The following is a 25755-nucleotide window of genomic DNA, read 5'->3' on the forward strand; positions in this document are numbered from 1 at the left end:
ACCAGGTATATGTATAGATACCCCCTGGGGGTATAGATTCTATGAAGGAGACGACGTCGATGCGCCCCACAGATCATCAGCACGGTCACCCCCAGCATGCAGACCACCACCACGACCCCCACGTAGCGTCTTCCCCTGACCACGATCACTCCCACGATCATCACGGGAGTGCAATGCATCCCAAAGGCGACGGCGCCCACGGACACGCTGCTTCCGACCCTGCAGGGCATGGCCACGCAGCTCACCATGGCCACGCAGGGCATGGTGGTCATGGCGACCATGGTGCTCACGTCGGGCAGTTCCGGCGGTTGTTCTGGATCATGCTGGTGTTGGCGGTGCCGGTGGTGGGGTTCAATGAGATGTTCGCCCACCTGGTCGGCTACCACCTGCCCGAGGTGGGTTGGGTGTGGTGGGTCTCCCCCGTGCTGGGCACTGTGATCTATGCCTGGGGTGGTTGGCCCTTCCTCACCGGGGCGGTCTCGGAGATTCGTTCCGGCAAGCCGGGGATGATGCTGCTGATCGGGCTGGCGATCACGGTGGCGTTCATCGCCTCCTGGGGTGCCAGCCTGCATCTGTTGGATCATGAGCTGAACTTCTGGTGGGAACTGGCCCTGCTGGTGGTGATCATGCTGGCCGGCCACTGGATCGAGATGCGCTCCTTGGCCCGGACCAGCTCAGCTTTGGACTCGCTGGCCGCCCTGCTGCCTGATGAGGCGGAGAAGGTCACCGACCACGGCGTTGAAAAGGTCTCACCGGACGACCTGGCTGTCGGTGATGTCGTGATCGTCCGTCCCGGGGCCTCCGTGCCTGCTGACGGTGAGGTGATTGATGGTTCGGCCAGTATGGATGAGTCGATGGTCACCGGGGAGTCCAAACCCGTTCGGCGTGACCAGGGGGATCCTGTGGTGGCCGGGACGGTGGCCACCGACTCCGGCATCCGGGTACGGATCACCGCTACTGGTGGCGATACCGCCCTCGCCGGTATTCAACGTTTGGTTGCTGATGCTCAGGCCTCGTCCTCCCGGGCTCAGCGGATCGCTGATACTGCGGCCGGGTGGCTGTTCTGGTTCGCCCTGGCCGCTGCGCTGATCACCGCCGCAGCCTGGAGTCTGCTGGGAATGCCTGAACCGGCAGTGGTGCGCACTATCACCGTGTTGGTGATCGCCTGCCCGCACGCCCTCGGGCTGGCGATCCCACTGGTGGTTTCCATTGCCACCGAACGCGCAGCCCGCGGCGGGGTGCTCATCAAGGACCGCCTGGCCCTGGAATCGATGCGCACTGTGGATGCAGTGCTGTTCGATAAGACCGGCACCCTCACCAAGGGAGAACCCACCGTCACCGGGATCGAACCCACCCAGGGCTACACCGGCGATGAGGTCCTGACCCTGGCCGCAGCTGCAGAGTCTGACAGTGAACACCCGCTGGCCCGCGCCATCCTCAGCGCAGCACACCACCGCAGCCTGGATGTCCCTGCTGCCGGAGACTTCTCCTCCTCACCCGCGGTCGGGGTCCGTGCCACCGTCGAGGGCACCGTGATCCAAGTCGGTGGCCCTTACCTGCTGACCGAGCAGGGCCGGGCCGAACTGCCCATCGCCGAGCAATGGAGGAACGAGGGAGCGATCATCCTTCACGTCCTGGCCGATGGTGAGGTGATCGGTGCCCTGCGCCTGGCCGATGAGATCCGCCCTGAATCCAAGGAGACCGTCCAGGCGCTGCACGCTGTAGGCGCTCAGGTAGTCATGATCACCGGGGACGCCCAAGCAGTCGCCGACACCGTCGCCGCTGAGCTGGGCATCGACCGAATCTTCGCCGGGGTCCGGCCTGAGGACAAAGCCGCCAAAGTTGCCGAACTCCAGCAGGAGGGGCAGAAGGTGGCTATGGTCGGTGACGGGGTCAACGACGCCCCCGCCCTAGCCCAGGCCGATGTGGGCATCGCCATCGGGGCCGGCACTGATGTGGCCATCGGCTCCGCCGGGGTGATCCTGGCCAGCTCCGACCCGCGCTCAGTGCTCTCAGTGATCGAGCTCTCCCGCGCCAGCTACCGGAAGATGAAGCAGAACCTCTGGTGGGCCGCAGGGTACAACCTCATCTCCGTACCCCTGGCCGCAGGCATCCTTGCCCCCATCGGGTTCGTGTTGCCGATGAGCATCGGCGCGATCTTGATGTCAGCCTCTACTGTCGTCGTCGCGCTCAATGCTCAGCTGCTACGCCGCCTCGATCTGCGCCCGGACACCAGTGCACGCACCCTGGCGGAGAATGCCTGATGACCCCAGCTCAGCGACCCGGGCACAATGGGACCAACCCCTGTCCGCCCCCGGAGGAGACCATGGACACTGAGCACACCGGAACACACGGCTATATCTCCGATAAAGCCCGCTACCTCTCACGTCTGAAACGGATCGAAGGCCAAGCCCGAGGCATCCATCGGATGGTCGAAGAAGACACCTACTGCATCGAGATTCTGACCCAGATCAGCGCGCTCACCTCAGCCTTAGAAAACGTCGCCCTCGGCCTCCTCGACGACCACTTGAAACACTGTGTCGTTGATGCCGCTCAAACCGGCGGGGACGAAGCTGACGTAAAAATCAAGGAGGCCAGCGACGCCATCGCCCGTCTGGTGAAGTCCTAACCCGACGCCGCTGGAGGCACCTTCAGGCCCGGCACCCTCAGCAACCAGCCATCGCAGGCGGACCCGACCGGTACGTGAACCTAGGCGTTAATGATGCCGAAACTGAGCATGATGTAGACGAAGATACCCAGTAGGATCCGGTAGCCCACGAACAGGTTGTAGCTGTTGCGGGACACATAGGTCAGGAACCAGCCGATGATCACGTAAGCGACCACGAAACCGACCGCGGTAGCCAGGATAGTTTGTCCCATCGTGTAGGGGCCGGCCTGTTCACCGAAGGCCCCGATCAGCTTGTAGAGTCCGGAACCGAATACCGCCGGAATCGCTAGCAGGAATGAGTACCGGGCCGCGGCTTCACGGGTGTACCCCATCAGGAGGCCCGCGGTGATGGTACCTCCGGAGCGGGAGACTCCGGGGATCAGCGCCATGGCCTGGGCGAAGCCGAAGATGATGCCGTCGCGCACACTGAGCCGCTCCAGGGGTTTGCGCTGGGTGCTTACGTGGTCGGCGAATCCCAGCAGGATTCCGAAGGCGATCAGCATGGTGGCCACCAGCCACAGGCTGCGGAATGCGGACATGATGTAGTCCTCCAGCAGCAGCCCCAACACCACGATCGGGATAGTGCCGACAATGATCAGCCAGCCCATCCGCGCATCCGGGTCACTGTGGGAACCGTGGCCGAACACGGCAGCGAACCATGCCTTCAGAATTCGGACAATGTCTCGCCAGAAGAACACCAGCACAGCGGCCTCGGTGCCGAGCTGGGTGATGGCGGTGAACGCCGCACCCGGGTCCTGAGCCCCGGGGAGGAATTCCCCGACGATCCGCAGGTGGGCAGACGACGAAATCGGGAGAAATTCAGTCAGGCCCTGAACCAGGCCCAGAATGATCGCTTCGATCCATTGCACCTGCTGAGTTTACTGGGCTTCGTAGACTGCAGAGCGAGGAATGTCCCCGACTTGGGGCAATATTCGTGTGGACCCGCTATCTGACGCGGATTCGTGCTGTGTTCGGTGGACGCGGGTGGACTAAAACCGAACACCTGGCAGCGGTTCGAGCGGCTCAGTTCCGCTTGGAGTCAGGCGAAAAGCCGTATCGGTGACGCGCCCGACTGTACCTCTGACGATGAGCTGAGGGTCCTCTCGAACTCTAGGAGACGAGGAGCGAACGGTGAGAGGGTCATGTCCGTCTCTCGGCGGTTCGACGTGCACCGGATGACGGTGTGGACTCACACGAAACACGTGTGACGGACAAAAGCCGGCGCGGTCAGCTCGTTTCAACAACAGTGCTGACAGGCCGTCAGGACCGGGGCCGACGGCCGGACCTGACGATCCACCACCTTCGCCACACAGCGCTCACGGTCGCTGGGCAACACGGCGCAACCGGCGCCGAGCTCGAGGCCCACGCGGGCAACGCCTCCCAGGCGCCCATAGTGATCTACCAGCACGCAACCCTCGACCGCGATAAGGCGCTGGCGGAGCGGATCGGCGCAACGTACGACGCTTGGCACAGCTTCCCATCCCGACTCGGTGAACTTCCATACGCATTTAACGCGTTCGCACGCATCTATTGCGTACCGTATAGTCATGGCAGACCTTGGCGACATGCTGCGCGCGGCTCGTGGTCGACTCGGAATCGATCAAGCCGAGCTCGGCCGGCGCGTTGGCGTAGGCCAGCAGGCAGTCAGCCGCTGGGAGAGCGGAGGCAGTCGACCGCGGCCCCCAACGGCTGAGAAGGTGGGCCGTGCCCTTAACCTGCGCGTCGAGGACGTCCTCGAGGCCGCTGGCCACAGTTCCATCCCTTCCGCGGAGGCAGAGACGGTTCCCGTGCGGCCTTTGCTACGCACTCTGCCTTTCCATGAGCTGAGCGCGGAGCGCTTTGAGGACGCTTGCGCTGAGGTTCTCGGATACCTACATCCGGAAGGTCACGCATCACGGTTCGGCGGGGCTGGTGAGAAACAAGATGGCATCGATCTTCTCGTCGACGGCGAGCTGACCGTCAAAGGGCAATGCAAGCGTCATCGTCAATTCGGTCCCAAGCAGGTCCGAGATGCAATCGCTGCGGTTGACGTGCCGGCGACCATCAACTACCTATTCCTCTCGCGCACAACGGCTTCCGCTGCCGCTCGCAAGGAGATCGCAAAGGTGCCCGCCTGGCAGCTGTGGGATGGTGAGGATCTGTCCCGTTGGGTGAGGTCCAACCTGTTCGTCAGCTCGCCGGAGTCCGCGGTGCGCTTCGTCGAGACCTACTTCCCGAACCATCGGGAGTCGTTCCTCGGCGTTCCTGAGCCGAGTTCATGGCAGACCCCCGACCAGTTCTTCGCCACTTTCACTGGAACAAGTGGGTTCAATCACGATTGGGCATTGGTTGGGCGCTCGAACGAACTCGCTTCGCTCCGAGACGAGATTGGAGGCGGCGAGGTGCCTGTCTCGGTTCTCGTCGGGCGGGGCGGGATCGGCAAGACGCGATTGATCCGAGAGGTTGCGGTCGCCTTGGAAGCAAGTCATTGGCTAGTGCGGTTACTCCCCGCAGGCGCCGTGCCGACAGCTCACGATTTCGAGCTTCTCCCCGCCAGCGGGAACGTCCTCATAGTCATCGATGACGCTCACGATCGAAACGACTGCGCGAATGTCGTTGCGGGCATCTGCGCCCGGAATGACAGCGCGAAGGTTCTGATCGCGACCCGACCTTACGGCAGGCCTGAGCTTGCTGCCCAGTTTGCGCGGATATCGATGCGCCTCTCTGACCTCCACACCGTGGAGTTGGACGACCTGACGCAATCCGCGGTCGTTGAGCTCGCTCAGCAGGCCCTGGGACCGGAGAACGAGATCTTCTCCGAGCGCCTTGCCTCTGTATCGCGCGACTGCCCACTCATCACTACAGTCGGCGGGTTCCTGATCCGCACCAGGTCTCTGGACCCAAGGCTGTTGGAGCAGGACGAAGACATCAGGTCAGAGGTCCTCTTGAAATTCAAGGACATTCTTGTTCCAACCAGCGGGGGCGCTGACCCAGACGCTCGCAGCGAGGTACTCAACTGCGTAGCTGCGCTCCAGCCCTTCAGAATCGGGAATGTCGGGTTCCGGGAGGCACTTGAGTCCCTGATCAGCCGGCCATTCGACCGGCTACTCCCTCACTTGATCGCTCTCGAGGAATCGGGTGCTCTTCTGCGCCGAGGCGACAGCCTTCGTATCGTGCCCGATCTCCTGGGTGACGTGATCCTCGCCGACGCAGCGATCGACCGTCGTTCGGGGACAGACAGTGGCTTTCTCAAGCGCCTATATGAAGCGGCGACCGGTGACGCCCTGGCGAACGCGTTCGTGAACACGGCGCGGGTGGACTGGCAGATCGATCGACAAGTCGTCCGCCTTAGCACGCGCTTCTGGGATGCGCTGATGACCGGGATCAGCAGCTCGGCCAGCGTCGCCGCGTACAGCCAGCTGCTCAGCGTGCTAAAGCGGGTGGCGCAGTATCAGCCGTCGCGCACGATCGAGGCAGTGAACAAAATCCTCTGCCATCCCGTTGAGGACGAGGATCCGCCTGCTACCGACGGCTGGCAGTGGCACACAACCTGGCGGGACGTTCTCGCAACTATACCGGACGTGCTCAAGCCGACCACCTACTCCCTCGATCACATCCGTGATGCTTGCGAGCTTCTTTGGAAGCTGGCGCAGTCGGATCGACGTGCGACACATCAACACCCCAGTCACCCACTCCGAGTACTCCAAGAGCTCGCAGAGTACGACGTCTCCAAACCGGTGGCATTCAACCGAGCAATGCTCAACATGGCGATCTCTTGGTCGAAAGACTTTCCTTCAATCTCGCCACTGGCTCCAATCAAGGGCCTCGTTGAGACCGAGGGGCATTCGACGACATTCCGCGACAATGCGCTGCACTTCCATCCTTTCTCACTAAATCAGGATGTCGTGCGCCCGATTAGGCAGTCAGCCTTGGATCTAGCGTTCCGCGAACTCGGCCACCCTGATACGTGGCGAGGGATAGCGGCTGCGAAGTTCATCGGATCCGCGATCAGGTACCCGCGCGGAGTATTTGGACGACAGGTGAGCCTCGATGAGCGTCACTCTTGGGATGACGATTTCGTCGCTACGGCAGGTGCGGTTGCGCAGGCTGTGTCGAACGCGGAGCTCGATCCCGCGGTGGCTGTTGCGCTGATGGAGGCGCTGCACTGGCATGCTGACTACGGGTCCGGGATGGTCCAGGATGCTGCCGAAACTGCTCTCCTTCAGCTACCCACGTCCCTCTCATTTGAGGTCGCGCTGATGGTCCACGATGGGTGGGGGCACCTCGTACGAGAGCGCGACATGACGTTCGAGGAGCATCAGCAGGTCACTGTGGAGATGCTCGCACGAATCTCCCGCCGGGTCCTCGATGAATGCGACGACGGCCGGGCCGTCGATCTCGTCCTGGAGCGTCTCGCTGTCGAGCGCACGGATCCCGATCGTGATCCGACTGGTGTGAACCGCCTGATCTCGGAGATGGCTCAACAGCGGCCGAGCATCCTCCCCGAGATTGCAACGAGGGCAGTGACATCAGATGATCCGAGCCTAATCAGTCTTCTTCCAACAATGATTGACATGTCGGGCAGGCTGATGCCTGAACGACTGATCGATACCTATCGACGCTTGGCCGAAGCCGATCATGTCGCCATCCGCGTCTCAGCCGCATGTGGCTTAGCGGCACGCACCCGCTACGACTACCCACTCGTGCCCCACGAACTCGAGATTCTCCACGGGTTGGCTAGACACGACGATGCGGCCGTGCGACTGGCGGTCGTCGACGGCGCCGCATCACTAGCCAGGTCCGACCTCGCGTCGGCCAGCAGCTTGCTCTGCAACGTGCCGTTCGCCGACTCCTCGGCGGTCTCGCACCGGGTTCTGTCGTATCTAACATGGGAGCGCGGCGAACTGACCTGGACCGCGCTCGATCCAGAGGCAAAAGAGTCGCTCTTGGCCGAAGTAAGTCGGATGATCTCCTTCGATGGCCACGAGATCGAGGAGTTCCTCCGACACAGGTCCGCAGAAGATCCCCGTCGGATCCTCCGGATGCTACAAGGCCGAGTTGAGTTGGCGGAGCGGGAGGACGCTCCCCCGAGATACCGGCCTGTCCCAATTCTCTGGCACGGGTCGCTTGACCTTCGGCGCGATCCCGCCTTCTTAGAGTACCTGACAGAGCTCCTGAGTTGGATTGGTTCTAGCGAGGCTTGGCAGCGCCGGCATATGGGCAAGGAATTGTTTGCCGCGGCGGCAGAATCCTTCGATGATGCGGTTCTTTCTCTGTTGCTCAAGTTCGTCCAGACCGGAACAGCTGAGGATTGTGCGACCGTCGCGGAAGTACTCTCAGAGGCATCTCCCAGCATGGTCTTCGACCAAGTCGATATGGTTTCAGAATTGCTCGACGCCGCTGCTCGTCTTGGCTCTCAGTCGCTAAAGCGAATGAGAAGCGGTCTGTGGGCGTCCGCGGTCGCCGGCACCCGAACAGGCGCTGTCGGGGAGCCATTCGATGAAGATGTTCGCATGCGTGACGAAGGAGCGGCCATTGCATCGCGGTTGCCCCCCGGCTCGCCGACGGAAGCATTTTACCGGGATCTGAGCGAGTCGGGAGCCCGAGCTGTCGAGCAAGAGCGCGATCGTGACGTGTTCGACTCCCGCGAATGGTAATTGTTCCTGGGCGAGCTGAGTGTCAGCTAGATCTACATTTTCGCAGCGTCGAGATCACCGCTTCGCCGCTGCTTGTAAGACTCGGCCGACGAGGGGCAAGTCGTCGGCCGTGACGTTACAGCGAAGACGAAAGGGCGACGAGCCGACTCGCTGAGCCGGTCGCCGCCCTCACCAGAACGGAAATTGTGGGCCTAATGAAGCACTGCCGGAACAGGCGACAGCACATCCAGAAGCTGGTTTCCGCGTGGAATCAGGGCCTTCTTGAGGGCGACAAGCGTGTCCCTGAGCAAGGTGCTTCCCTCATCGGCGTGTTAGCAGAGGCAACGAGACAACCTCGAACACCGCTGACTGCGAGAGAAGTGGACGCTTTGCGAACAGCCCACGCTAATGGAGTCAGCGTCAAGACTCTCGTCAGACGATTCAGAATCCATCGTGCCACGGTATGGACGAAGACCAGGAAATCATTTGGGGACTAGGAGTAAACCAATGTGAATACAAAGATACTGAGATTGACGTCAAGAGTCAGAAGGACAGGAGGGGTCTACTCGGCGATTAGGCCCAAGGCTCTTCAGTGGTTAACTCTTCATCATCACCTTCGTCAAGCATACCCATGTAATCAACAACTCTGGACTGCACAAGCTCGAGACGAGCTGCATCAAGGAGCCCTACCCTATCTTCCAACATGGCCTTCTCAAGCGGTTGGAGTGCGGGGACACGTATCCACGTCTTTTTACTTTGTCCGAACTCGCCCTTGTTGATCTGGACACAATAACTTGTGCGCCAGGAGGTCTGCGAGGAAAGTGGACAACCAAGAACTAGTGGCCAGCCTTCATTTCGATTCGTCTCCGGGCCGGACAACACAACAAACGGCCGTCGCTCCTTGTGAAGACGACGCTTGCTCTCTGGTGGCAAGGAGAGCGACTCATCCGTAACTAGGTAGATACCGCCCAAAATTGGGCGTAATACAGAATCTGCCCTCACAGAATCTTCTCATTCGCCCTTCTGATCCAGCCTTTATTCTCTCGGAACTCAGCAACAAGACCTGTCTGCACTTCCTCGGGAACAGTCCCGACGGGCTGGCGCGATTCGCGATGTTTCGCAAGTTTCTTAAGCGTTTTTGCCATTGGCTTTACTGGCCGTCGTCCCGTGAGATCTAACCGAACACCCCGCTGCGTCTTCTGAGCTTCGAGCATCGGAGCTGTGGTGTACGTTAAGTCTTTAAGAGAACTGGGTGATAATCTCCCATACTCACGAACTGTAGCAGCCATCAACTCATAGAATTCTTCGTCAACCGCATACCGAGGCGCATGTTTCAATGAAAGTGTCGTCTGGGGCGTCCCGTAGTAATTCTCACCCACCTCGCGCTCAGCAATGCCCTCTCGAACCAACGCCTCTTCGGCAACGATTAACTCCCGTGCCCATGGACCGTAGTTGTACCAGATCCAGGGAGTTCCAGAGGTAGCAGCAAGGCCATCTTCGGTTGCTTGAAGGTCAGCAAGATACAGAAGCTTGGCGAGCTTCGTCCGTGTGACCGAGATTCCCTCCCGTGCAGCTAGCTCCAAAAGAGCAATGAGGGAGGCGGCAGGGCCAGCATAACGATACTTGGTCATGACGCTCCCTTCCTCAACCCCATTGATCGAACAGGGATCTTAACCTATTGAACAGAATAGTCTACTACACCGTCACTGAGGACAGGCGCGCCTCAAACCTTCAATATTAGCCGTAGCTGGAGAACACGCCGAGCTACCAAGCCCCTGACGCAAAGGGCTTGGGGCAGCTGCGCTGCCTGTGATCTGCACGAGGCGTGGCCGCTCAGTGCGAAGTCTCCGTGTCCGGGTTCCAGGTGTGGCGTAGGTGATTGAGCACGGCGTCTGTGGCTGGGGTGCGGTAGCGGCGTGGGTGGATGAGCGCGTGGACTTCGCAGTCCGGCAGCTCCGGTCCATTCAAGACTTGCAGAGTGCCATCGGTGAACTGTTCGGCAGCAGTAATGGCAGGGAGTGCGGCCCATCCGAGTCCGACGGCGACACATCGTTTGATGGCTTCGATACTGCCGAAGTGCGATCGGCGCCCAGCCGCCTCACCGCGGTGGCGGAGATTCGCGGCGATGTTATCGCTGTAGCCACAGCCTTCTTCGATAAGCAGGGCATCTTCCCGAGCCAGGCGATCCCACGTCACAGTGGTTTCAGGCGCACTGCCTGGTGGGGCGAGTAGGACCAGTTCCTCGTAGCCGAGCAGTTCTGTTCTCAGCTCCGAGGCGGGAAGCTGAGGTTCCAAGGTGAGCCCAAGGTCTACATTGCCGCGCCGGACTTCCTCGATGGTGTGATTGATCCCGCCCGGCGTGAGCCATATATCGATACCAGGTTCTGTGTCTCGCAGAGCAGTCACCAGGTCAGGCAACCGGTAGGTGCACAGTGACTCCGGCGCCATAATCCGCACAGTGCCAGCAATCTCGCCCTCACCCTCCTTAGTGACAGCTTGGAGCTGATTCTCCGCGTCCAAGACATCTTCGGCACGAGGAATGAGCCGCGCTCCGGCCTCGGTCACTTGAACCCCGGTAGGCAAACGATCCAGCAGGCTAGTGCCGAGCTGATGCTCCAGTTTCTGGATGTGGCTGGTCACCGTGGATTGGGTGTACCCGAGGTCCAGAGCAGCATCAGTGAAGCTCTGCAGACGCGCCACTGCCAAGAAGCTGCGCAAAAGCCGGGTATCCACACCGCCCCTATCGAAATAACCGATCGAATCGATCGTGATTCATCGTTGGACACGATACCAGGGCAAGCCTCACTGTGGAGGCATGAGCAGTCCAGAACATCGCCACCATCACCCCGCATCAGGTGGCCCCGCCCCGGTGGCCGGGATGGTGGTGTTGTTGGTGGTGACCTTCTTAGCGTTTCTCAACTATGCCGCGCTGCTGCCCGTAGTGCCGATGTGGGCTTCCAGCGGCGGGGCGGAGGGCGTCGCAGTGGGAAGCACCACAGCAGTGATGATGGGCGCAACGGTGGCCACCCAATGTGCAGCACCTGTTCTCTTCAGACTGCTCCAGTTACGCGAGATGATGATCCTTGGAGCAGTCCTTCTGGGAGCCCCTGCCCCGTTCTATGCCCTCTCTACAGACATAGGGGGCATCACTGCTCTGACGGTTCTCCGCGGTGTCGGGTTTGCCCTGGTGGTCATCGCCGGTGCCACCCTGGCTGCCGATCTCGCTAAGACCGGCCGGCTCTCATCCTCGGCTTCCCTGAACGGGGCAGCGGCGGCACTTCCCAATCTGGCTGCACTGGCTGGTGGGGGTCTGGGTCGCTGAGAACCTCGGGTTCGACCTCGTGTTCTGGCTCTCAGGTGCAGCATCCCTTGTTGCTGCGGCCCTCTCTTTCATGCTCCCTGGAAAAGCCCACGGCAGATTCACACTCGCCGGTCTCAGGGACCTACGGCGGATTGCTGTTCCAGTTGGGCTGTTCCTCCTTGCCGCGGCAGCCTTTGGGGCCACCACCACGTTCCTACCCATCTCCGGGCCAAGCACTGGGGAGGCTTCCCTGGCCCTGTTAGTGGCCTCGGTGATGCTTATTGCAGGACGACTCGCATCAGGCATCATTGACGACCGGATCCAGCCCGGAAAGCTCCTGTTTGTCTCAGTCCTGCTGACAGCAGCAGGACTGGCCCTGACCTCAGAGGCCCTGCGCGAGAGCCCAGCAGCGGTTCTCATCGTCGGCGCCGGGCTTGTCGGGCTTGGGTTCGGTGCTGGTCAGAACGACTCCTTTGTCCTCACCGTCCACCGCCTGGGCCGCTCGCAATCAGGGACAGCCAGCACCGTGTGGAACATGGCCTACGACGGCGGACTCGGAGTCGGCGCACTCATCCTCGGCTGGTTCATCGGCACCACCGGATACGCCGACGCATTCCTGATCACCAGCATCGGCATTGTCGTGGTCGCCCTATTGACCCAATGGCTTGCCCCAGTCAGCTCGGCGCAACGCTCTCCATGATCGCTCAGCCCATCCGCGCGAGTTCGGGACATGGTTCACGGGTTAGAAAACCTTTGCTCCCCGTCACGAGGCCGACGTCCATCTGCGTAAGAGCTCCGGTGATTGAGCGGGAGCACGTGGTTTGTCATCTTCTGCTGCGCGGCCGCATCTGGGAGAGCGCAACGCCGGTGAGGCAGATCGCCCCGCCGATGATAGCCAGCAGCGGCGGGAGCTCCCCGAGGGTCAGAGCTGACATAAGCACCACGAGGGCGGGGACGGCCAGAGTTGCGGAGGCGACCCGTCCGGTGGCGAAGTAGTTCATGGCGTAACCCCAGAACCAGAATCCCAAGGCGGTGGGCCCTATACCCATATAGATCGCGCCGATGATGGTTCCGGTCGATATATCGCTGACCTCGTTGAGCGTCTGAGGCAAGAAGAACAAGAGTGCCGCCGCGCCGGAGATACAGCCCAGCCACGTGGCGGTCAGCGGGTCCACATCGCGCAGGACCAGTTTCTGCAGCAGCATCCCTGCCGCGTAGAGCACCGCGGCGGCGAAGGCGATCATCAGCCCCGTCCAGGCCAGCTGCCCGGTGGTGCCGGAGGCGGTAATGAACCCGATGCCGGAGAGCGAGACCAGCATCCCGATGAACAGCCGGCGGGAGAAGGCCTCTTTGAACAGAACCACGGCTCCGATGCCGACCATCAGCGGGGCAAAGTTGACCACCATGGCCACGGTGCCGGCGTCGAGGTAATGACCGGCCCAGTTAAGCACCAGCGTGTAAAGAGCGAACCAGCTGACGCCGAAAGCAACCGTCAGCCCCAGGGCCTTGCCGCGCGGGATCGAGAGTCTGCCGCGACGAACCCACAGCACCATGACAGTTAAGGTCAAGGACCCGGCGATGAGCCGGATCAGCGCCAGCGGACCGGGCGAAATGTCGGCGGAAGCCCAACGCATGATGACAAAGGTCGAAGCCCACATCAGCACAGTAGCCACGATGGCCAGGACGGGAAGCGCAGGGACAGGCGAGACGCTAGATGCGGTGCTGCCCGGGGGTTGGGCAGGTTCAGTGTGGAGGCTCATAGGACGATCATCCCGCCGAGCCTTCGACCAGGGAACAGGGGAGTCATCTGTAGCGGTTTTCACGAAAGAGATCGCTGCCGCCGCTGTGTTTCTCTGCTGAGCAGCCTGGCCTTGAGATCAAGGCCGTAGCGGAATCCGCCGAGCGTGCCATCAGTGCGGATAATCCGATGGCAGGGGACGAAAAGGGCAGCTGCGTTCATGGCGCACGCACTTGCCGCTGCACGTGCCGCTGTGGGGTTCCCGATGCGAGTGGCGTATTCGGTATAGGTCAGTGGCGCCCCCGGCTCCACCGCACGCAGCACCTCCCAGGCCCGCTCCCGGAAGGGACCGGAGTGTTGTCTGACCGGGATCTGCGCCGGTGCTGACACATCGCCGTCGTAATAGGCTACGACCGCCTTCACGGCCTCCTGCACCACGGGAGAGGTGTGACTCGTGAGATCTGCACGCAGACGGGGATGGATCAGTGCCACCAGCGTCTCAAGGTCTTGAGTCCATCCGGAGGCCACCACATGGGCATCATCAGCCACGACGGTGAAGATGCCGTCGGCGGTGGTGACCTGTCCTGAGCTGAGGCCGTTCATGTCTGGTGTCCTTTCGAGAGGACGGCAGCCTTCCACAGATGCATCGCGGCATAAGACCGCCACGGAGACCATGCTTCGGCGTGTTTGGCCAGCTTCCGGTGAGCAGCTGGTGTCGGTGTCTCATCATCGATGAGGCCGAGATCCCGTCCTCCAGCGACCAGAGCCACATCACCGGTCATCCACGTATCCGGGTGATTCAGCAGGCGCAGTGACAGATAGGCCGCTGTCCACTCCCCGATCCCAGGCAGGGCGGTCAGTTGACTCCGCAATGTCTCAGGCTCGATTCCGGCGTGCACCTGAAGCTCCCGGTTGACCAGCGCTTCTGCAGCCCGGCGCACAGTACGGATGGACCGGGCCGTCAACCTCAAAGGCCGCTGGGGGTCTAGGGGCCGCTCAGCGGGGTCTCCTGGATCCGGAACACCGTGGAGGATTCTCTCCGGAGACGGGAAAACCGTGGTGAGACCGGTGAAGGCCGACTCATAAGGAGTTCCCAACTGGGAGACGAGTCTGCTGAGCTGGGTACGGGCAGCGGCCACCGAGATCTGTTGCCCGACGATCGCGCGGGTCACATATTCTTCCGGGTCAGCAGCACCTGGCAGTCGAATCCCCGGGGTGCGTTCTGCCAACGGTGCCAGGGCGGGGTCCTCGCTCAAGGCGGCGTCGACTGCTCCAGGGTCAGCGTCGAGGTCCAGGAGCCGGCGGACCGTGGCCACAACGTTCGGCACATCGGCTAACGAGGTGAGCTCACAACGAAGGCTCAAGCGCCATCTGACACTTTCTCCATCGGCTGTCACTTCCATGGCGCCCGGTCCTGAGGGCAGGGGCAGAGTCCGCGCGTAGACCAGACGGTCCTCAGCGAGTTGAGCGAATTCGACACCGGGCAGTGCCCGCTCAGCGAGGAAGCCGAACACCTCGTAAGCGTCAAAGGGCTCTCGTACGGGAAGGTCCAAGGACAGGACAATGGGAGCCTGTCCCTTTCCCGGATGAGGAGCCTCTGGGTGATCCGGAGGATGGCCTTTAGGGCCGCTGGTTGAACGTGAACGGATCTCGCCAGGGGTGGCATCGAAGACCTCCCGCATCGTGTCGTTGAACTGCCGCAGTGATCTAAACCCGGCAGCAAAGGCGATATCAGAGACGCTCAGGTCTGTGCTCGTCAGCAAGTTGCGTGCCGTTTGAGCCCGATGGGCGCGCGCCAAAGCCAGAGGCCCAGCTCCCAGCTCCGCCGAAAGGCTGCGGTGAATATGCCGAGGGCTATAGCCCAGCTGGTCACTGAGGGCTTGCACTCCGCCCCGGTTCATCGCTCCTTCCCGGATCAGGCGCATCGCCCGACCTGCCAGATCCTGCCTCAGGTTCCATTCCGGAGTACCTGGCACAGCCTCAGGGAGACACCTCTTACAGGCCCGGTAACCGGCTTCATGCGCTGCAGCCGATGTGGTGTAGAAGGTGAGGTGTTCCGGCTTCGGGGTCCGGGCCGGGCAGGACGGACGGCAGTAGATTCCGGTGGAGGAAACAGCGAAGAAGAACTGCCCGTCGAAGCGAGCATCCCGCGCTCGAACAGCGCGATACCTCTCCGCAAACCCGACGTCCTGATTCATGCAGTCCATCTCACTGCCTGCCGAGCCCTAAGTCCAGCGGAAATCGGACATGTGACTCCTATGTGGCCTGACAAATCGACGAGACATCAGATGGTCGCAGGGCATGCTTCGTTCACCACCACGTTCGATGACTCGGCACTGATGATGGCCTCAGGGCATCACTAATGATCCTGTTCGGCCCGGCACTGCGAGTGCTATTTGCCTTCGATTCGGATCCTCGGACGATCCTACTTATCGCTGGGGAACAAGCCACATCCTCTGATGTCGCCTATTCCCGTCACCAACATTGATTCGGTGGAGGCTAGGGGACTCGAACCCCTAACCCTCTGCTTGCAAAGCAGATGCGCTACCAATTGCGCCAAGCCCCCGTGGGTGAAACGTCAGCGGACCTCGTCCGTGGTCGATGACCAGACGTCTCGGGTTTCTTCCTGCTTCTTCCACTCCCGATAGGCGACGACGCCGACCACAGCCGCAGCCAGCAGCAGAACTCGTTTCACGGCGTCCCTTTCGTCAGTGGAGCTGGGCGTTCCGAACCGTTTGAACAGTTCAGTCCACCTTGCACTCCGCTTCAGTGTGCATCCGGAGAAAGCAAGCTTTCGAACAACACACGTTCACGAGGCGCTGTGGGCGTACGAGGACTTGAACCTCGGACCTCATCGTTATCAGCGATGCGCTCTAACCGCCTGAGCTATACGCCCGCATGTGCCGCCCGACGTCCGGACGACCACTACACATTACACCAGCCACCTCAGGGCCGACAAACCCGTGCTCAGCGGATCAGTCGTCCGTGAGGGTCACGCCGATACCGCCGACCAGAGAGGCCGACAAGTTATACAACACGGCCGCCAACATGGACAGCACCGTCAACAGCACGACGTTCACCACCGCGATGATCGTCGCGAAGGAAGCGATCTGCCCGGTAGTTACCAGTTCTTCAACCCGGAAGCCGGTCCCGCCACCTTCGGTACCTAGAACTTGCTCAGCCAGGCTGTTGATGCGGTCAAAGATTCCGGTGATGTCCATGGCAGTCCACAGGGTCACCGCGCAGACCACCGTCATAATGCCCAGCGCCACCGAGAGCAAAAAGCTCATCTTCAGCACAGACCAGGCGTCCACCTTGGAGACCAGCAAACGAGCCTTGCGGACCTTCGCCTTCGGGGTAGGGCGCACCAGCTGCTGCCGAGGCTGCCCCCCGCGGGCACCGCTGGGACGCTGGCCCTGCTGTGGAACTCGTCCGGTGGGACGCGGAGCAGCCTGGGGGCGGCCCTGCGGGCGTGGTGCGGCCGGGCGAGGCCGGGACGCTGACACCGGCCGGGTGGCGTGGGTGTCCTGCTCAGCGGGGGCAGAAGCGCGGGGCCGCGGCGCGGGAAAGCGGTTGGCCGTGCGCTGGCCTTTCTGATCGTCGGCGCCGCTGCTATCGCTCACTGGCTTTCCTCCATCGGGCTGTCACATCGTTGCAGGCCCCGGAGCCGGGGCGGTGGAATATCAGAGACCCACGGTACTGCATGGATCTAGCTGGTTTCCTCAGGTTCTTTGAGTTCAGCTTCAGGTGTTTCGGCGTCGTCGCCGGCTTCTTCCCCGACAGCGGCCAGTGCGGCTCCAGAAGCACGGGCCACTTTGAGGATCCGGTCGTTCTTCCGCGGCTTGGCGAAGATCACGCCCATCGTGTCGCGACCCTTGGCCGGAACCCCGGAGACTGCGGAGCGGACCACATTGCCGCTGGCCATGACCACCAGCACCTCATCATCCTCTTCGACGACCATCGCGCCGACCAGGTCGCCGCGGTCTTCGACGAGTTTGCCGACCTTGATCCCTAGACCACCGCGGCCCTGCACCCGGTATTCGTCAACGTGGGTGCGCTTGGCGTAACCGGCCTCGGTGACGACGAAGACGTAGGAGTCTTCGGTGACGACGTCGGCGGCAAGCAGTTCATCATCGTCGCGGAACTTCATCCCGGTCACCCCGGACGTGGCACGGCCCATAGGACGCAACGCCTCGTCGGTGGCGGTAAACCGCAACGACTGACCCTTCCGGGAGACCAGCATGAGGTCATCAGTGGCTGAGACCAGCTTGGCCGAGACCAGCTCATCGTCCTCACGCAGGTTGATGGCAATGACTCCGGCCTGGCGCGGAGTGTCGTAGTCGGTCAGGCGGGTCTTCTTCACCAGACCGGACTTCGTGGCCAGAACCAGGTAATCGGCGTCGTCGTAGGAACGCAGGGCGAGCACTCCGGCAATATGCTCCTCCGGCTGGAAGGCGACAATATTGGCCACATGCTGGCCCTTGGAGTCCCGGCCCGCCTCGGCGATGTCATAGCACTTGGTGCGGTACACCCGGCCGAGGTTGGTGAAGAAGAGGATCCAGTGGTGGGTTGTGGTGACGAAGAAATGCTCGACGACGTCGTCGGCGCGCAGCTGCGCCCCTCGCACCCCTTTGCCCCCACGGTTTTGCGCACGGAAGTTATCGATCTTGGTCCGCTTGACGTAGCCATCGCGGGTGATGGAGACGACGACGTCCTCTTCGGGGATCAGATCTTCCATCGACATATCGCCGTCGTAGCCATAGAGGATAGTGGTGCGCCGTTCGTCACCGTGCTTTTCGACGATGCCGTCGAGCTCCTCACCGATGATCGCGCGCTGACGATCCTCGGAGGCGAGGATCTCCTTGAAATCAGCGATCATGCGCATCAGCTCGTCGTACTCGTCCTGCAGACGCTGCCGCTCCAGCCCCACCAGACGGCGCAGCTGCATATCGACAATGGCGGTGGCCTGGTCGTCGTCGATGTCGAGTAGGGTCTTCAGGCCCTCACGAGCCTCGTCCACACTGGCCGAACCGCGGATGGTCTCGATGACTCGGTCGATGTCGTCGAGAGCCTTGAGCAGACCCACCTTGATGTGGGCTTCCTTTTCCGCCTTGTTCAGCCGGAACTGGGTGCGCCGGACGATGACGTCGATCTGGTGCATCACCCAGTGGTGGACGAAAGCATCCAAGCTCAGGGTGCGGGGGACACCATCGACCAGGGCCAGCATGTTGGCGGAGAAGTTCTCCTGCAGCTGGGTGTGCTTGTAGAGGTTGTTCAGCACGACCTTGGCCACGGCGTCGCGCTTGAGCACGATGACCAGCCGCTGACCGGTCCGCCCGGAGGACTCATCTCGGATCTCAGCGATCCCGGAGATCTTGCCGTCCTTGACCAGTTCAGCGATCTTCACCGCCAGCCGGTCCGGGTTGGCGTGGTACGGCAGCTCGGTCACCACCAGGCAGGTGCGGTTCTGGATCTCTTCGACGTTGACCACCGCGCGCATGGTGATCGACCCCCGCCCGGTGCGGTACGCCTCCTCGATTCCCTTAGTACCCAGGATCTGCGCACCCGTGGGGAAATCAGGTCCTTTGATCCGCTGCAAGAGAGCTTCGAGCAGTTCCTCCCGGGAAGCCTGCGGATTGGCCAAGTACCACTTCACGCCGTCGGCGACTTCACGCAGATTGTGCGGAGGGATATTGGTGGCCATACCAACGGCGATCCCCGAGGAACCGTTGACCAGCAGGTTGGGGAACCGACTGGGCAGAACAACCGGCTCCTGTTGCTTGCCGTCGTAGTTGTCCTGGAAATCGACAGTGTTCTCGTGGATGTCCCGGACCATCTCCATGGCCAGCGGGGCCATTTTGGTCTCGGTGTACCGGGGTGCGGCGGGACCATCGTCACCGGGGGAACCGAAGTTCCCCTGCCCGGCCACCAGCGGGTAGCGCATGACCCAGTCCTGGATGAGACGAGCCAGGGCATCATAGATCGCCGAGTCACCGTGCGGGTGGTAGGAGCCCATGACATCCCCGACCACACGGGAACACTTATTGAAGCTGCGATCTGGTCGGTAGCCGCCGTCGTACATCGCGTAGAGCACCCGGCGGTGAACTGGTTTCAGTCCGTCCCGGACGTCCGGCAACGCGCGGCCGACGATCACCGCCATCGCGTAGTCGAGGTAGGAGCGTTTCATCTCCGTCTGCAGGTCGATCTGCTCGACCTTGTCGGCGGGCAGGCCTCCGGGCAGCACGGGACCGTCGACGGCCTCGGGGTTCTCTGGCGGGTTCTCGCTCACTGGAAGCTGTGTCCTTACGTGCGGTCGGTATCAGATAAAGGCGACGGCGGGCGGCCGGTCAGATGTCGAGGAAGCGGACGTCCTTGGCGTTCTGCTGGATGAAGCTGCGCCGAGACTCGACGTCCTCACCCATGAGGATGGCGAAAATCTCATCCGCAGCGGCGGCATCCTCCATGGTGACCTGCAACAGAGTGCGATTCTCCGGGTCCATAGTGGTCTCCCAGAGTTCGGAGTAATCCATCTCCCCGAGCCCCTTGTAGCGCTGGATGCCCTGCTCCTTGGGAAGTTTGCGCCCCTTGGCCCGTCCAGCAGCCAGTGCCTCGTCACGTTCAGCGTCGGTGAAGACGTAATCCGGGTCACCATTGGACCACTTGATTTTGTACAGCGGCGGCTGGGCGAGGAACACGTGGCCGTGCTCAATGAGCGGACGCATGTACCTAAAGAGCAGAGTGAGCATGAGGGTGGAGATGTGCTGACCGTCGACGTCGGCGTCGGCCATGAGCACAATCTTGTGGTACCGCAGCTTGGAGATATCGAACTCCTCACCGATACCGGTACCGAAGGCGGTGATCATCGCCTGGATCTCCGCATTGGACAGCGCCTTGTCCAGCCGAGCGCGCTCCACGTTGAGGATCTTCCCGCGCAACGGCAGGATCGCCTGGGTCCGAGGGTTGCGGCCGCGTTTAGCCGACCCGCCGGCGGAGTCACCCTCCACCAGGTAGATCTCTGACTCGCGGGGGTCTTTGGAGGAGCAGTCGGCCAGCTTCCCGGGCATACCGAAGGTCTCCAGCGGGGATTTACGCCGGGCCTGCTCCCGCGCTTTGCGGGCAGCCAGCCGAGCCTGAGCCGCTGACTGGGCTTTGCGGATGATGTCCTTGGCCGGGCCTGGGTTACGCTCCAACCAGTCACCGAGGTGCTCGTGAACCACTCCTTGGACGAAACCGCGAGCCTCCGAGTTACCCAGTTTGGTTTTGGTCTGGCCTTCGAACTGCGGCTCGGAAAGCTTCACCGAGATCACCGCGGTGAGACCTTCGCGGATGTCCTCACCGGTGAGGTTGTCTTCTTTCTCCTTGATGTAGTTCTTCTCCCGGGCGTACCGGTTCACCAATGCCGTCAATGCGGAGCGGAAACCTTCTTCGTGGGTCCCGCCCTCATGGGTGTTGATGGTGTTGGCATAGGTGTGGACCGACTCAGAGTAGGTCAGGGTCCACTGCATGGCGATTTCTGCGCTGATCCCGCGCTCGGTGTCTTCGGCTTCGAAGGCGATGACGTCGTCGTGGACATTCTCGGCGCGTTTGGCGGAGTTGAGGTGCTTGACGTAGTCCAGCAAGCCGTCGTCGTACTGGTAGACGACCACCCGCCCGGCACCGCGCTCTTCGACTACGGCGTCTTCGTTCTCCCCTGGCTCAGCGGGTGCCGGCTCTTCACCCTCCGGGATCTCCGCGGGCTCGGAGGAGTCGACGATCTCATCTTCGACGACGACGTTTTCTTCAATCTGACGTTCGTCCCGCAGCGTGATCCGCAGCCCTTTGTTGAGGAAGGCCATCTGCTGGAACCGTGCCCGCAGGGTCTCGAAGCTGAACTCCACCGAGTCGAAGATCTCCGGGTCTGGGTAGAACAGCTGCGTGGTGCCGGTGTCAGAGACCTCTTTGCCTTGGGTCAGCGGCTGAGTCACCTCCCCGCCATTGGCGAAGGCGATCGTCCACTCGTGGCCCTGCCGGTGCACTGTGGTCTCCACCCGCTGAGACAGCGCGTTGACCACCGAGATACCCACCCCGTGCAGACCACCGGAGACCTGGTACCCGCCCCCGCCGAACTTACCTCCGGCGTGCAGGATGGTCATGACCACCTCTACGGTGGGCTTGCCCTCCGTGGGGTGCATATCCACGGGGATGCCGCGGCCGTTGTCCTCGACCCGCACCCCGCCGTCATCCTGCAGAGTGACTTGGATGTGGTCGCAATAGCCAGCCAGTGCCTCATCGACGGAGTTATCCACCACCTCATAGACCAGGTGGTGCAGTCCCCGCTCACCGGTGGAGCCGATGTACATCCCGGGCCGTTTACGGACCGCCTCGAGACCTTCTAAGACGGTGATATCACTGGCGCCGTAGTTTCCCTGGGCCTCCGGGGTGGTGTTTTCAGCCATCCGGCGTCGTCGTCTCCTTGAAGTGGGCAGAAGTGCTTGGGCCAGTCTACCGGTCCACGGGCGGTTTTCCCCATTTCTGCGCGCTGATCTGAGCAGCTATCTGCCGCTGAGCGGGCCGGGAAGTGTGCTCGGACCGATTCGGACTCCGCAGCATGATGGTGGGATCATCTGCGGCCCCCTCAGCGCGGCACAGCGCCGCCTGCGCTTCGAATACCTTGAGCGCGGCCACGGAGGAAAACCGCGGAGGATCCCTTGTGGGAGCACGTTTACCTTTGGGAGCTAGGTTCTTGAGCTCTCAAAGGTAAACGGCGAGTGAAGGAGGAGGGGTTTTCCGTAGTGGCCGCGCGGACTCGGTTTTCTCGGGATGAGGCATTGGAGCTTGGAATCGTCTCTGTGGCCGCGTGGATTCAGCTCCACCGGCGAGCCGGCGCTTCAGAGTGATTCTTACCCGTAGGTGTCACGGGGACCGCGGCCGCGCACAGAGTAGCGCCCCTTTTTCCAACTAGGTGCTGCGGGCCCGCGGATCTCAACATCAGTGACAATGCCTGGACCCAGTTCGCGTTCAAAAACATCCATCAGCTGCGGTTTCATCAATTTCAGGTTCGTCGCCCAAGCAGTGGAATCACAGATCACGACGACGACGCCGTCGGCGAAGCTCTCCGGAGTGCAGTGCTCGGCGATGCTCGGCCCCACCAACTGATCCCACCGGGTGATGACCGATCCCACCGCCACCGGGGCGCTCCACCCCCTCGAGCGGATCAGGCCTTTGACCAGACCGCCCAGGGGTTTGGGATCCCGAAGATCGCCGGGTTGCCGCGGAGCCTTGGCCTCGCGGGCCGTACTGCGCGGGTTCTTCGCCAAACCATGGGAGCTCAGCGGTTTGCGCAGCCGGTACTCTCCCCGATCTTCAGCGGCACGGCGGAACCGCCGATAGAGCACCACCGCGGCATCCTCGTACTCCGGGGTGGTCGGTTCTTCCGGGGAAACAGCAGAGCTCATGATCTCGAGTTTGCCGGGGGGCTTTGGTGGGGTTCAACGCTGCTGATCTGTTCGACGGAACGGACCCGGTAGGCGTTGGCCAAGAGGTGTTCGGGCACGTCGTCGTCAACGGCAGCGGTGACGATAACCTGTTCAGCCTCGCCGGTGAGATCGGCCAGCCGGGCCCGGCGCCGGGCATCGAGTTCAGCGAATACGTCGTCGAGGATGAGGATGGGTTCCGCCCCTTCGGTGGGGTCATCTTCCGCCAGGGCACGGTAGGAAGCGATCCGCAGTGCTAAGGCATAAGACCAGGTTTCCCCGTGGGAGGCGTAGCCTTTGACCGGGGTGTCATCCAGGGTGAAGCGCACGTCATCACGGTGCGGTCCCACCAAGGTTAATGCCCGGTCACGTTCCTGCTTGTGGACTTCGTGTAGTCGGCGCAGTAAGGCCTCGGTGAGCTCCTCAGTCGTGAGGCTCTCTAGGTTTTGATCCTGTTCGCCGGAGTCGCCGGCGTCGTCGTCATATCCGCTTAAGGAACTGAGCTGGCTCATCCGGGCAGTCCGGACACTCTGCGAAATCTGGTGGTAGGCCTCTGTGACGTGCGGGCGCAACGCGGCGATGACATCACCCCGGGCCCGGAGCAGCCGGGCTCCGGAGGTGGCCAACTGCTGATCCCACACCGCCAATGTGGACTCATGAGTGGGGGTGAATCCCTCATGACGGATGGACTTCAGCAGGGCGTTGCGCTGACGCAGCACCTTCTCATATTCCTGCCGGACCGTGGCCAGGGCAGGACGCAACTGGACAACCAGGGTGTCGAAGAACTTCCGCCGGGCACTGGGAGATCCTTTGATGAGTTCAAGGTCTTCCGGGGCGAAGAGCACAGTGCGCAACACGCCGAGAATCTCCGCGGCACGTACCGGTGACCCCCGGTTGATCCGGGCGCGATTCGCTCGCCCAGGGTTGATCTCCACCTCCAGGACAGCTTCCCTGTTCCCCCGGTGGGCGTTGGCGCGGATAAAGGCCTGGTCTTGCCCGTGGCGGACCAGAGGCGCATCAGCAGAGACCCGGTGTGAGGACAAGGTAGAGAGGTACCCGACGGCCTCAGCGATATTGGTCTTGCCCACACCGTTGAACCCAAGCAGCACATTGGGGCCCGGTTCTAGGGTCAGCTGGGCGTGGTCATAGCTGCGGAAATTCTCCAGGGTTAGCTGGCTCAGCCGCACAACACGGCCCCCTTTCCCGCTACTGGTTGAGCAGGCGCACCGGCATCAGCAGGTACCGGAAATCCGTGGAGTTCTCCCCATCGGGGGCCTCCTGCGGGGTGATCATGGCCGGTTTGGGGGCTGAGACAAAGGAGAACCGCAGGTACTCAGTGTCCACCACGTTGAGCCCCTCGTTGAGGTAGGCCGGGTTAAAGCCCACAGTGATCGGCTCACCGGTGAGCTGAGCCTCAATGACTTCTGAGGCCGAGGCGTTGTCATCGACGCCGGCATCCAGGGTGACCCGGTTGTCCTCGGTGAATTGCAACCGGACATGACCGTTGCGTTCTGAGACCAAGGAAACACGGCGGGCCGCTTCAATGAGGTCAGAGGTCCGCACCACCGCGTGGATGGGTGTTTCCTCCGGGAAAAGTTGCCGGATCTTCGGGTAGTCACCATCCACCAGTGTGCTGGTGGTCCGACGGCCACCGGAGGAAAACCCGACCAGACCGTCATCCTCAGACAGTGCGATCGACAACTCCCCGCCGCCGGCCAGTGACTTGGCCACATCGTTGAGCGTCTTGGCTTTAATGAGCAGCGAGGTGGAGATATCCGGTTGTGCCGGCGACCAGTGAATCTCCCGCATCGCCAGGCGATATCGGTCGGTGGCGAGGAAGGTGATGGTATCCCCCTCCAGTTCGACCTTCACCGCGGTGAGAATGGGCAGTGTGTCATCCCGTGAAGCCGCGGTGATGACCTGGGAAACAGCCTTGGCGAACCCTGCTCCGTCGATACTGCCTGCAGTCTCCGGTTGACCCGGCAGATCTGGGTACTCGTCTACCGGCATCGTGGCCAGAGTGAACCGAGACGACTTACACGTCACCAAGACCTTGGAGTCTTCTAAAGTGAGGGTCACCGGAGCGTTCGGCAGGGACTTCACAATGTCATTGAGCAGCCGCCCGGAGACCAAGACGGTGCCCTCGGTGCTGACCTCGGCTTCGATGTGCAGCTGCGCGGAGACTTCGTAGTCAAAGCTAGAAATCGTAACGATGGAATTCTCCGCGGTGACCAACAACCCGGAGAGAACAGGTGCCGGGGGGCGGAGGGAGAGTGCGCGTGCTGCCCAGGAGACGGCTTCAGTCAGCACGTCACGGTCCACGGTGAACTGCACAGAGTCTCCCTCAGGTCAAGCGTCAAACTGGTCGTGTCTGATGGTTGAGCTTACTAGATGAGCTGTGTGCACGATACAAAACCCCAAGATATGGGTGCACGGTGGGGTGGTACAGCACCCGGAGGATTCTCCCTGACGTGGCCCGCACAAACAGAACCCTGTGTTTGCACGGGTCCCTAACGTCAGGGGCCCCTGTGCGAGCGCGTTTACCTACGCGAGCTAGTTTCGTGAGCTCGCGTAGGTAAACGGCGAGTGAAGGAGGAGGGTGCTGTACCACCCCACCCTCAGGTCGCTACCGGGCGCTCACTGTGCGTTGTTGAGAGTTTGATGGATGAAAAGGGTAGAAGTGTGAGTAGCGGGTGTGGATTCTGTGGATAACCGCCCTCTTCGCGCTCATCCGGAGAGTTTGCCTGTGAGTTCACCGGTGGACTGTCCACGGCGTGGTTGTGCATGAGGGGTGGAGAGAAAACCGCATGGTGATGCGGATTCCTCAGGTTCGGCGTCGTCGTCCCCAATCATCGACCAGTTCTGCACTGTATTTTCCACGAGGTTTTCCACAGGTGTGCGAGGCGGGTGTACCGTCCTCCACTTCAGCTTGTGGAAATGTGGGGAAAACTGTGGAGATTCGAGATGTCAAAACCCGTGCC

Annotated in this window: 20 protein-coding genes and 2 tRNA genes; 5 read left to right on the forward strand and 17 right to left on the reverse strand. The window is 61.8% G+C overall.

The annotated features are described in order from the left end of the window. Positions 1-59 precede the first annotated feature (59 nt). Complete coding sequence (locus H578_RS0105420) at positions 60-2264, forward strand: heavy metal translocating P-type ATPase (protein ID WP_211215181.1); 2205 nt, start codon at positions 60-62, stop codon at positions 2262-2264. 62 nt (positions 2265-2326) lie between these two features. Beyond that, the gene (locus H578_RS0105425) at positions 2327-2629 is read left to right on the forward strand and encodes a metal-sensitive transcriptional regulator (RefSeq protein ID WP_022872679.1); all 303 of its coding nucleotides are present in this window, start codon (positions 2327-2329) and stop codon (positions 2627-2629) included. Positions 2630-2709: 80 nt separating this feature from the next. On the opposite strand, the gene H578_RS0105430 is transcribed toward H578_RS0105425, so the two are convergent. Beyond that, positions 2710-3537 carry an undecaprenyl-diphosphate phosphatase gene (locus tag H578_RS0105430; RefSeq protein ID WP_022872680.1) on the reverse strand — a complete coding sequence of 276 codons (828 nt, stop codon included), beginning with the start codon at positions 3535-3537 and terminating at the stop codon, positions 2710-2712. A gap of 678 nt (positions 3538-4215) precedes the next feature. Here H578_RS0105430 and H578_RS13535 point away from each other — a divergent pair. Next, on the forward strand, positions 4216-8304 hold the full coding sequence (locus H578_RS13535) for a helix-turn-helix domain-containing protein (protein ID WP_033420321.1): 4089 nt from the start codon (positions 4216-4218) through the stop codon (positions 8302-8304). Between the two features lie 552 nt (positions 8305-8856). Here the strand turns inward: H578_RS13535 and H578_RS15890 are convergent. The 3 genes from H578_RS15890 to H578_RS13540 form a co-directional block, all read right to left on the reverse strand. After that, positions 8857-9285, reverse strand: a complete 429-nt coding sequence (locus tag H578_RS15890; protein ID WP_084709955.1) for a type II toxin-antitoxin system PemK/MazF family toxin — start codon at positions 9283-9285, stop codon at positions 8857-8859. Beyond that, on the reverse strand, positions 9282-9914 hold the full coding sequence (locus H578_RS0105445; RefSeq protein WP_022872684.1) for a hypothetical protein: 633 nt from the start codon (positions 9912-9914) through the stop codon (positions 9282-9284). Before H578_RS0105445 ends, H578_RS15890 begins: the two co-directional genes overlap by 4 nt. A gap of 202 nt (positions 9915-10116) precedes the next feature. Beyond that, complete coding sequence (locus H578_RS13540; RefSeq protein ID WP_022872685.1) at positions 10117-11016, reverse strand: LysR family transcriptional regulator; 900 nt, start codon at positions 11014-11016, stop codon at positions 10117-10119. A gap of 82 nt (positions 11017-11098) precedes the next feature. On the opposite strand from H578_RS13540, the gene H578_RS0105455 reads away from it, so the two are divergent. After that, entirely contained in the window at positions 11099-11605 is a 507-nt protein-coding gene (locus H578_RS0105455) for an MFS transporter (protein ID WP_156837222.1), read from the forward strand. A 19-nt stretch (positions 11606-11624) separates the two neighbouring features. Continuing rightward, entirely contained in the window at positions 11625-12284 is a 660-nt protein-coding gene (locus H578_RS15505; RefSeq protein WP_342664307.1) for an MFS transporter, read from the forward strand. Between the two features lie 124 nt (positions 12285-12408). Here the strand turns inward: H578_RS15505 and H578_RS0105465 are convergent, their stop codons facing one another. From H578_RS0105465 to H578_RS16175, 13 genes are all read right to left on the reverse strand, one after another. After that, positions 12409-13344, reverse strand: a complete 936-nt coding sequence (locus H578_RS0105465) for a DMT family transporter (protein ID WP_022872686.1) — start codon at positions 13342-13344, stop codon at positions 12409-12411. A gap of 59 nt (positions 13345-13403) precedes the next feature. Continuing rightward, positions 13404-13925 carry a methylated-DNA--[protein]-cysteine S-methyltransferase gene (locus H578_RS0105470; RefSeq protein WP_022872687.1) on the reverse strand — a complete coding sequence of 174 codons (522 nt, stop codon included), beginning with the start codon at positions 13923-13925 and terminating at the stop codon, positions 13404-13406. Continuing rightward, a complete protein-coding gene (locus H578_RS0105475; RefSeq protein ID WP_028463975.1) occupies positions 13922-15529 on the reverse strand; it encodes an AlkA N-terminal domain-containing protein in 1608 nt (535 codons plus the stop codon). The genes H578_RS0105470 and H578_RS0105475 overlap by 4 nt, the downstream gene beginning before the upstream one ends. Before the next feature lie 286 nt (positions 15530-15815). Next, positions 15816-15888, reverse strand: a tRNA-Ala gene (locus H578_RS0105480). A 12-nt stretch (positions 15889-15900) separates the two neighbouring features. Further along, positions 15901-16017 (reverse strand): DLW-39 family protein, encoded by a 117-nt coding sequence (locus H578_RS16475; protein WP_022872689.1) that lies wholly within the window; start codon positions 16015-16017, stop codon positions 15901-15903. Between the two features lie 127 nt (positions 16018-16144). Next, positions 16145-16218 (reverse strand) — tRNA-Ile (locus H578_RS0105490). 79 nt (positions 16219-16297) lie between these two features. Further along, positions 16298-16945 carry a DUF3566 domain-containing protein gene (locus tag H578_RS13550; protein ID WP_022872690.1) on the reverse strand — a complete coding sequence of 216 codons (648 nt, stop codon included), beginning with the start codon at positions 16943-16945 and terminating at the stop codon, positions 16298-16300. A gap of 86 nt (positions 16946-17031) precedes the next feature. After that, positions 17032-19611, reverse strand: coding sequence for a DNA gyrase subunit A (gyrA, locus tag H578_RS13555; protein WP_022872691.1), 2580 nt, complete (start codon positions 19609-19611; stop codon positions 17032-17034). Between the two features lie 58 nt (positions 19612-19669). Next, positions 19670-21757, reverse strand: coding sequence for a DNA topoisomerase (ATP-hydrolyzing) subunit B (gene gyrB / locus H578_RS0105505; protein ID WP_022872692.1), 2088 nt, complete (start codon positions 21755-21757; stop codon positions 19670-19672). 444 nt (positions 21758-22201) lie between these two features. Beyond that, entirely contained in the window at positions 22202-22756 is a 555-nt protein-coding gene (locus H578_RS0105510) for a DciA family protein (RefSeq protein WP_022872693.1), read from the reverse strand. Further along, a complete protein-coding gene (recF, locus tag H578_RS0105515) occupies positions 22753-23961 on the reverse strand; it encodes a DNA replication/repair protein RecF (protein WP_022872694.1) in 1209 nt (402 codons plus the stop codon). The genes H578_RS0105510 and recF overlap by 4 nt, the downstream gene beginning before the upstream one ends. A gap of 19 nt (positions 23962-23980) precedes the next feature. After that, positions 23981-25108, reverse strand: a complete 1128-nt coding sequence (dnaN, locus tag H578_RS0105520) for a DNA polymerase III subunit beta (RefSeq protein WP_022872695.1) — start codon at positions 25106-25108, stop codon at positions 23981-23983. 393 nt (positions 25109-25501) lie between these two features. Further along, the gene (locus H578_RS16175) at positions 25502-25654 is read right to left on the reverse strand and encodes a hypothetical protein (protein ID WP_156837224.1); all 153 of its coding nucleotides are present in this window, start codon (positions 25652-25654) and stop codon (positions 25502-25504) included. Positions 25655-25755 lie beyond the last annotated feature (101 nt).

Source organism: Nesterenkonia alba DSM 19423, from assembly GCF_000421745.1.
GTDB classification, from domain to species: domain Bacteria; phylum Actinomycetota; class Actinomycetes; order Actinomycetales; family Micrococcaceae; genus Nesterenkonia; species Nesterenkonia alba.

Coding starts and splice junctions, on each gene's coding strand:
- H578_RS0105420 (WP_211215181.1), top strand. CDS start 60: ATGCGCCCCACAGATCATCAGCACGGTCACCCCCAGCATGCAGACCAC.
- H578_RS0105425 (WP_022872679.1), top strand. CDS start 2,327: ATGGACACTGAGCACACCGGAACACACGGCTATATCTCCGATAAAGCC.
- H578_RS13535 (WP_033420321.1), top strand. CDS start 4,216: ATGGCAGACCTTGGCGACATGCTGCGCGCGGCTCGTGGTCGACTCGGA.
- H578_RS0105445 (WP_022872684.1), bottom strand. CDS start 9,914: ATGACCAAGTATCGTTATGCTGGCCCTGCCGCCTCCCTCATTGCTCTT.
- H578_RS0105455 (WP_156837222.1), top strand. CDS start 11,099: ATGAGCAGTCCAGAACATCGCCACCATCACCCCGCATCAGGTGGCCCC.
- H578_RS0105465 (WP_022872686.1), bottom strand. CDS start 13,344: ATGAGCCTCCACACTGAACCTGCCCAACCCCCGGGCAGCACCGCATCT.
- H578_RS0105470 (WP_022872687.1), bottom strand. CDS start 13,925: ATGAACGGCCTCAGCTCAGGACAGGTCACCACCGCCGACGGCATCTTC.
- H578_RS0105475 (WP_028463975.1), bottom strand. CDS start 15,529: ATGGACTGCATGAATCAGGACGTCGGGTTTGCGGAGAGGTATCGCGCT.
- gyrB (WP_022872692.1), bottom strand. CDS start 21,757: ATGGCTGAAAACACCACCCCGGAGGCCCAGGGAAACTACGGCGCCAGT.
- H578_RS0105510 (WP_022872693.1), bottom strand. CDS start 22,756: ATGAGCTCTGCTGTTTCCCCGGAAGAACCGACCACCCCGGAGTACGAG.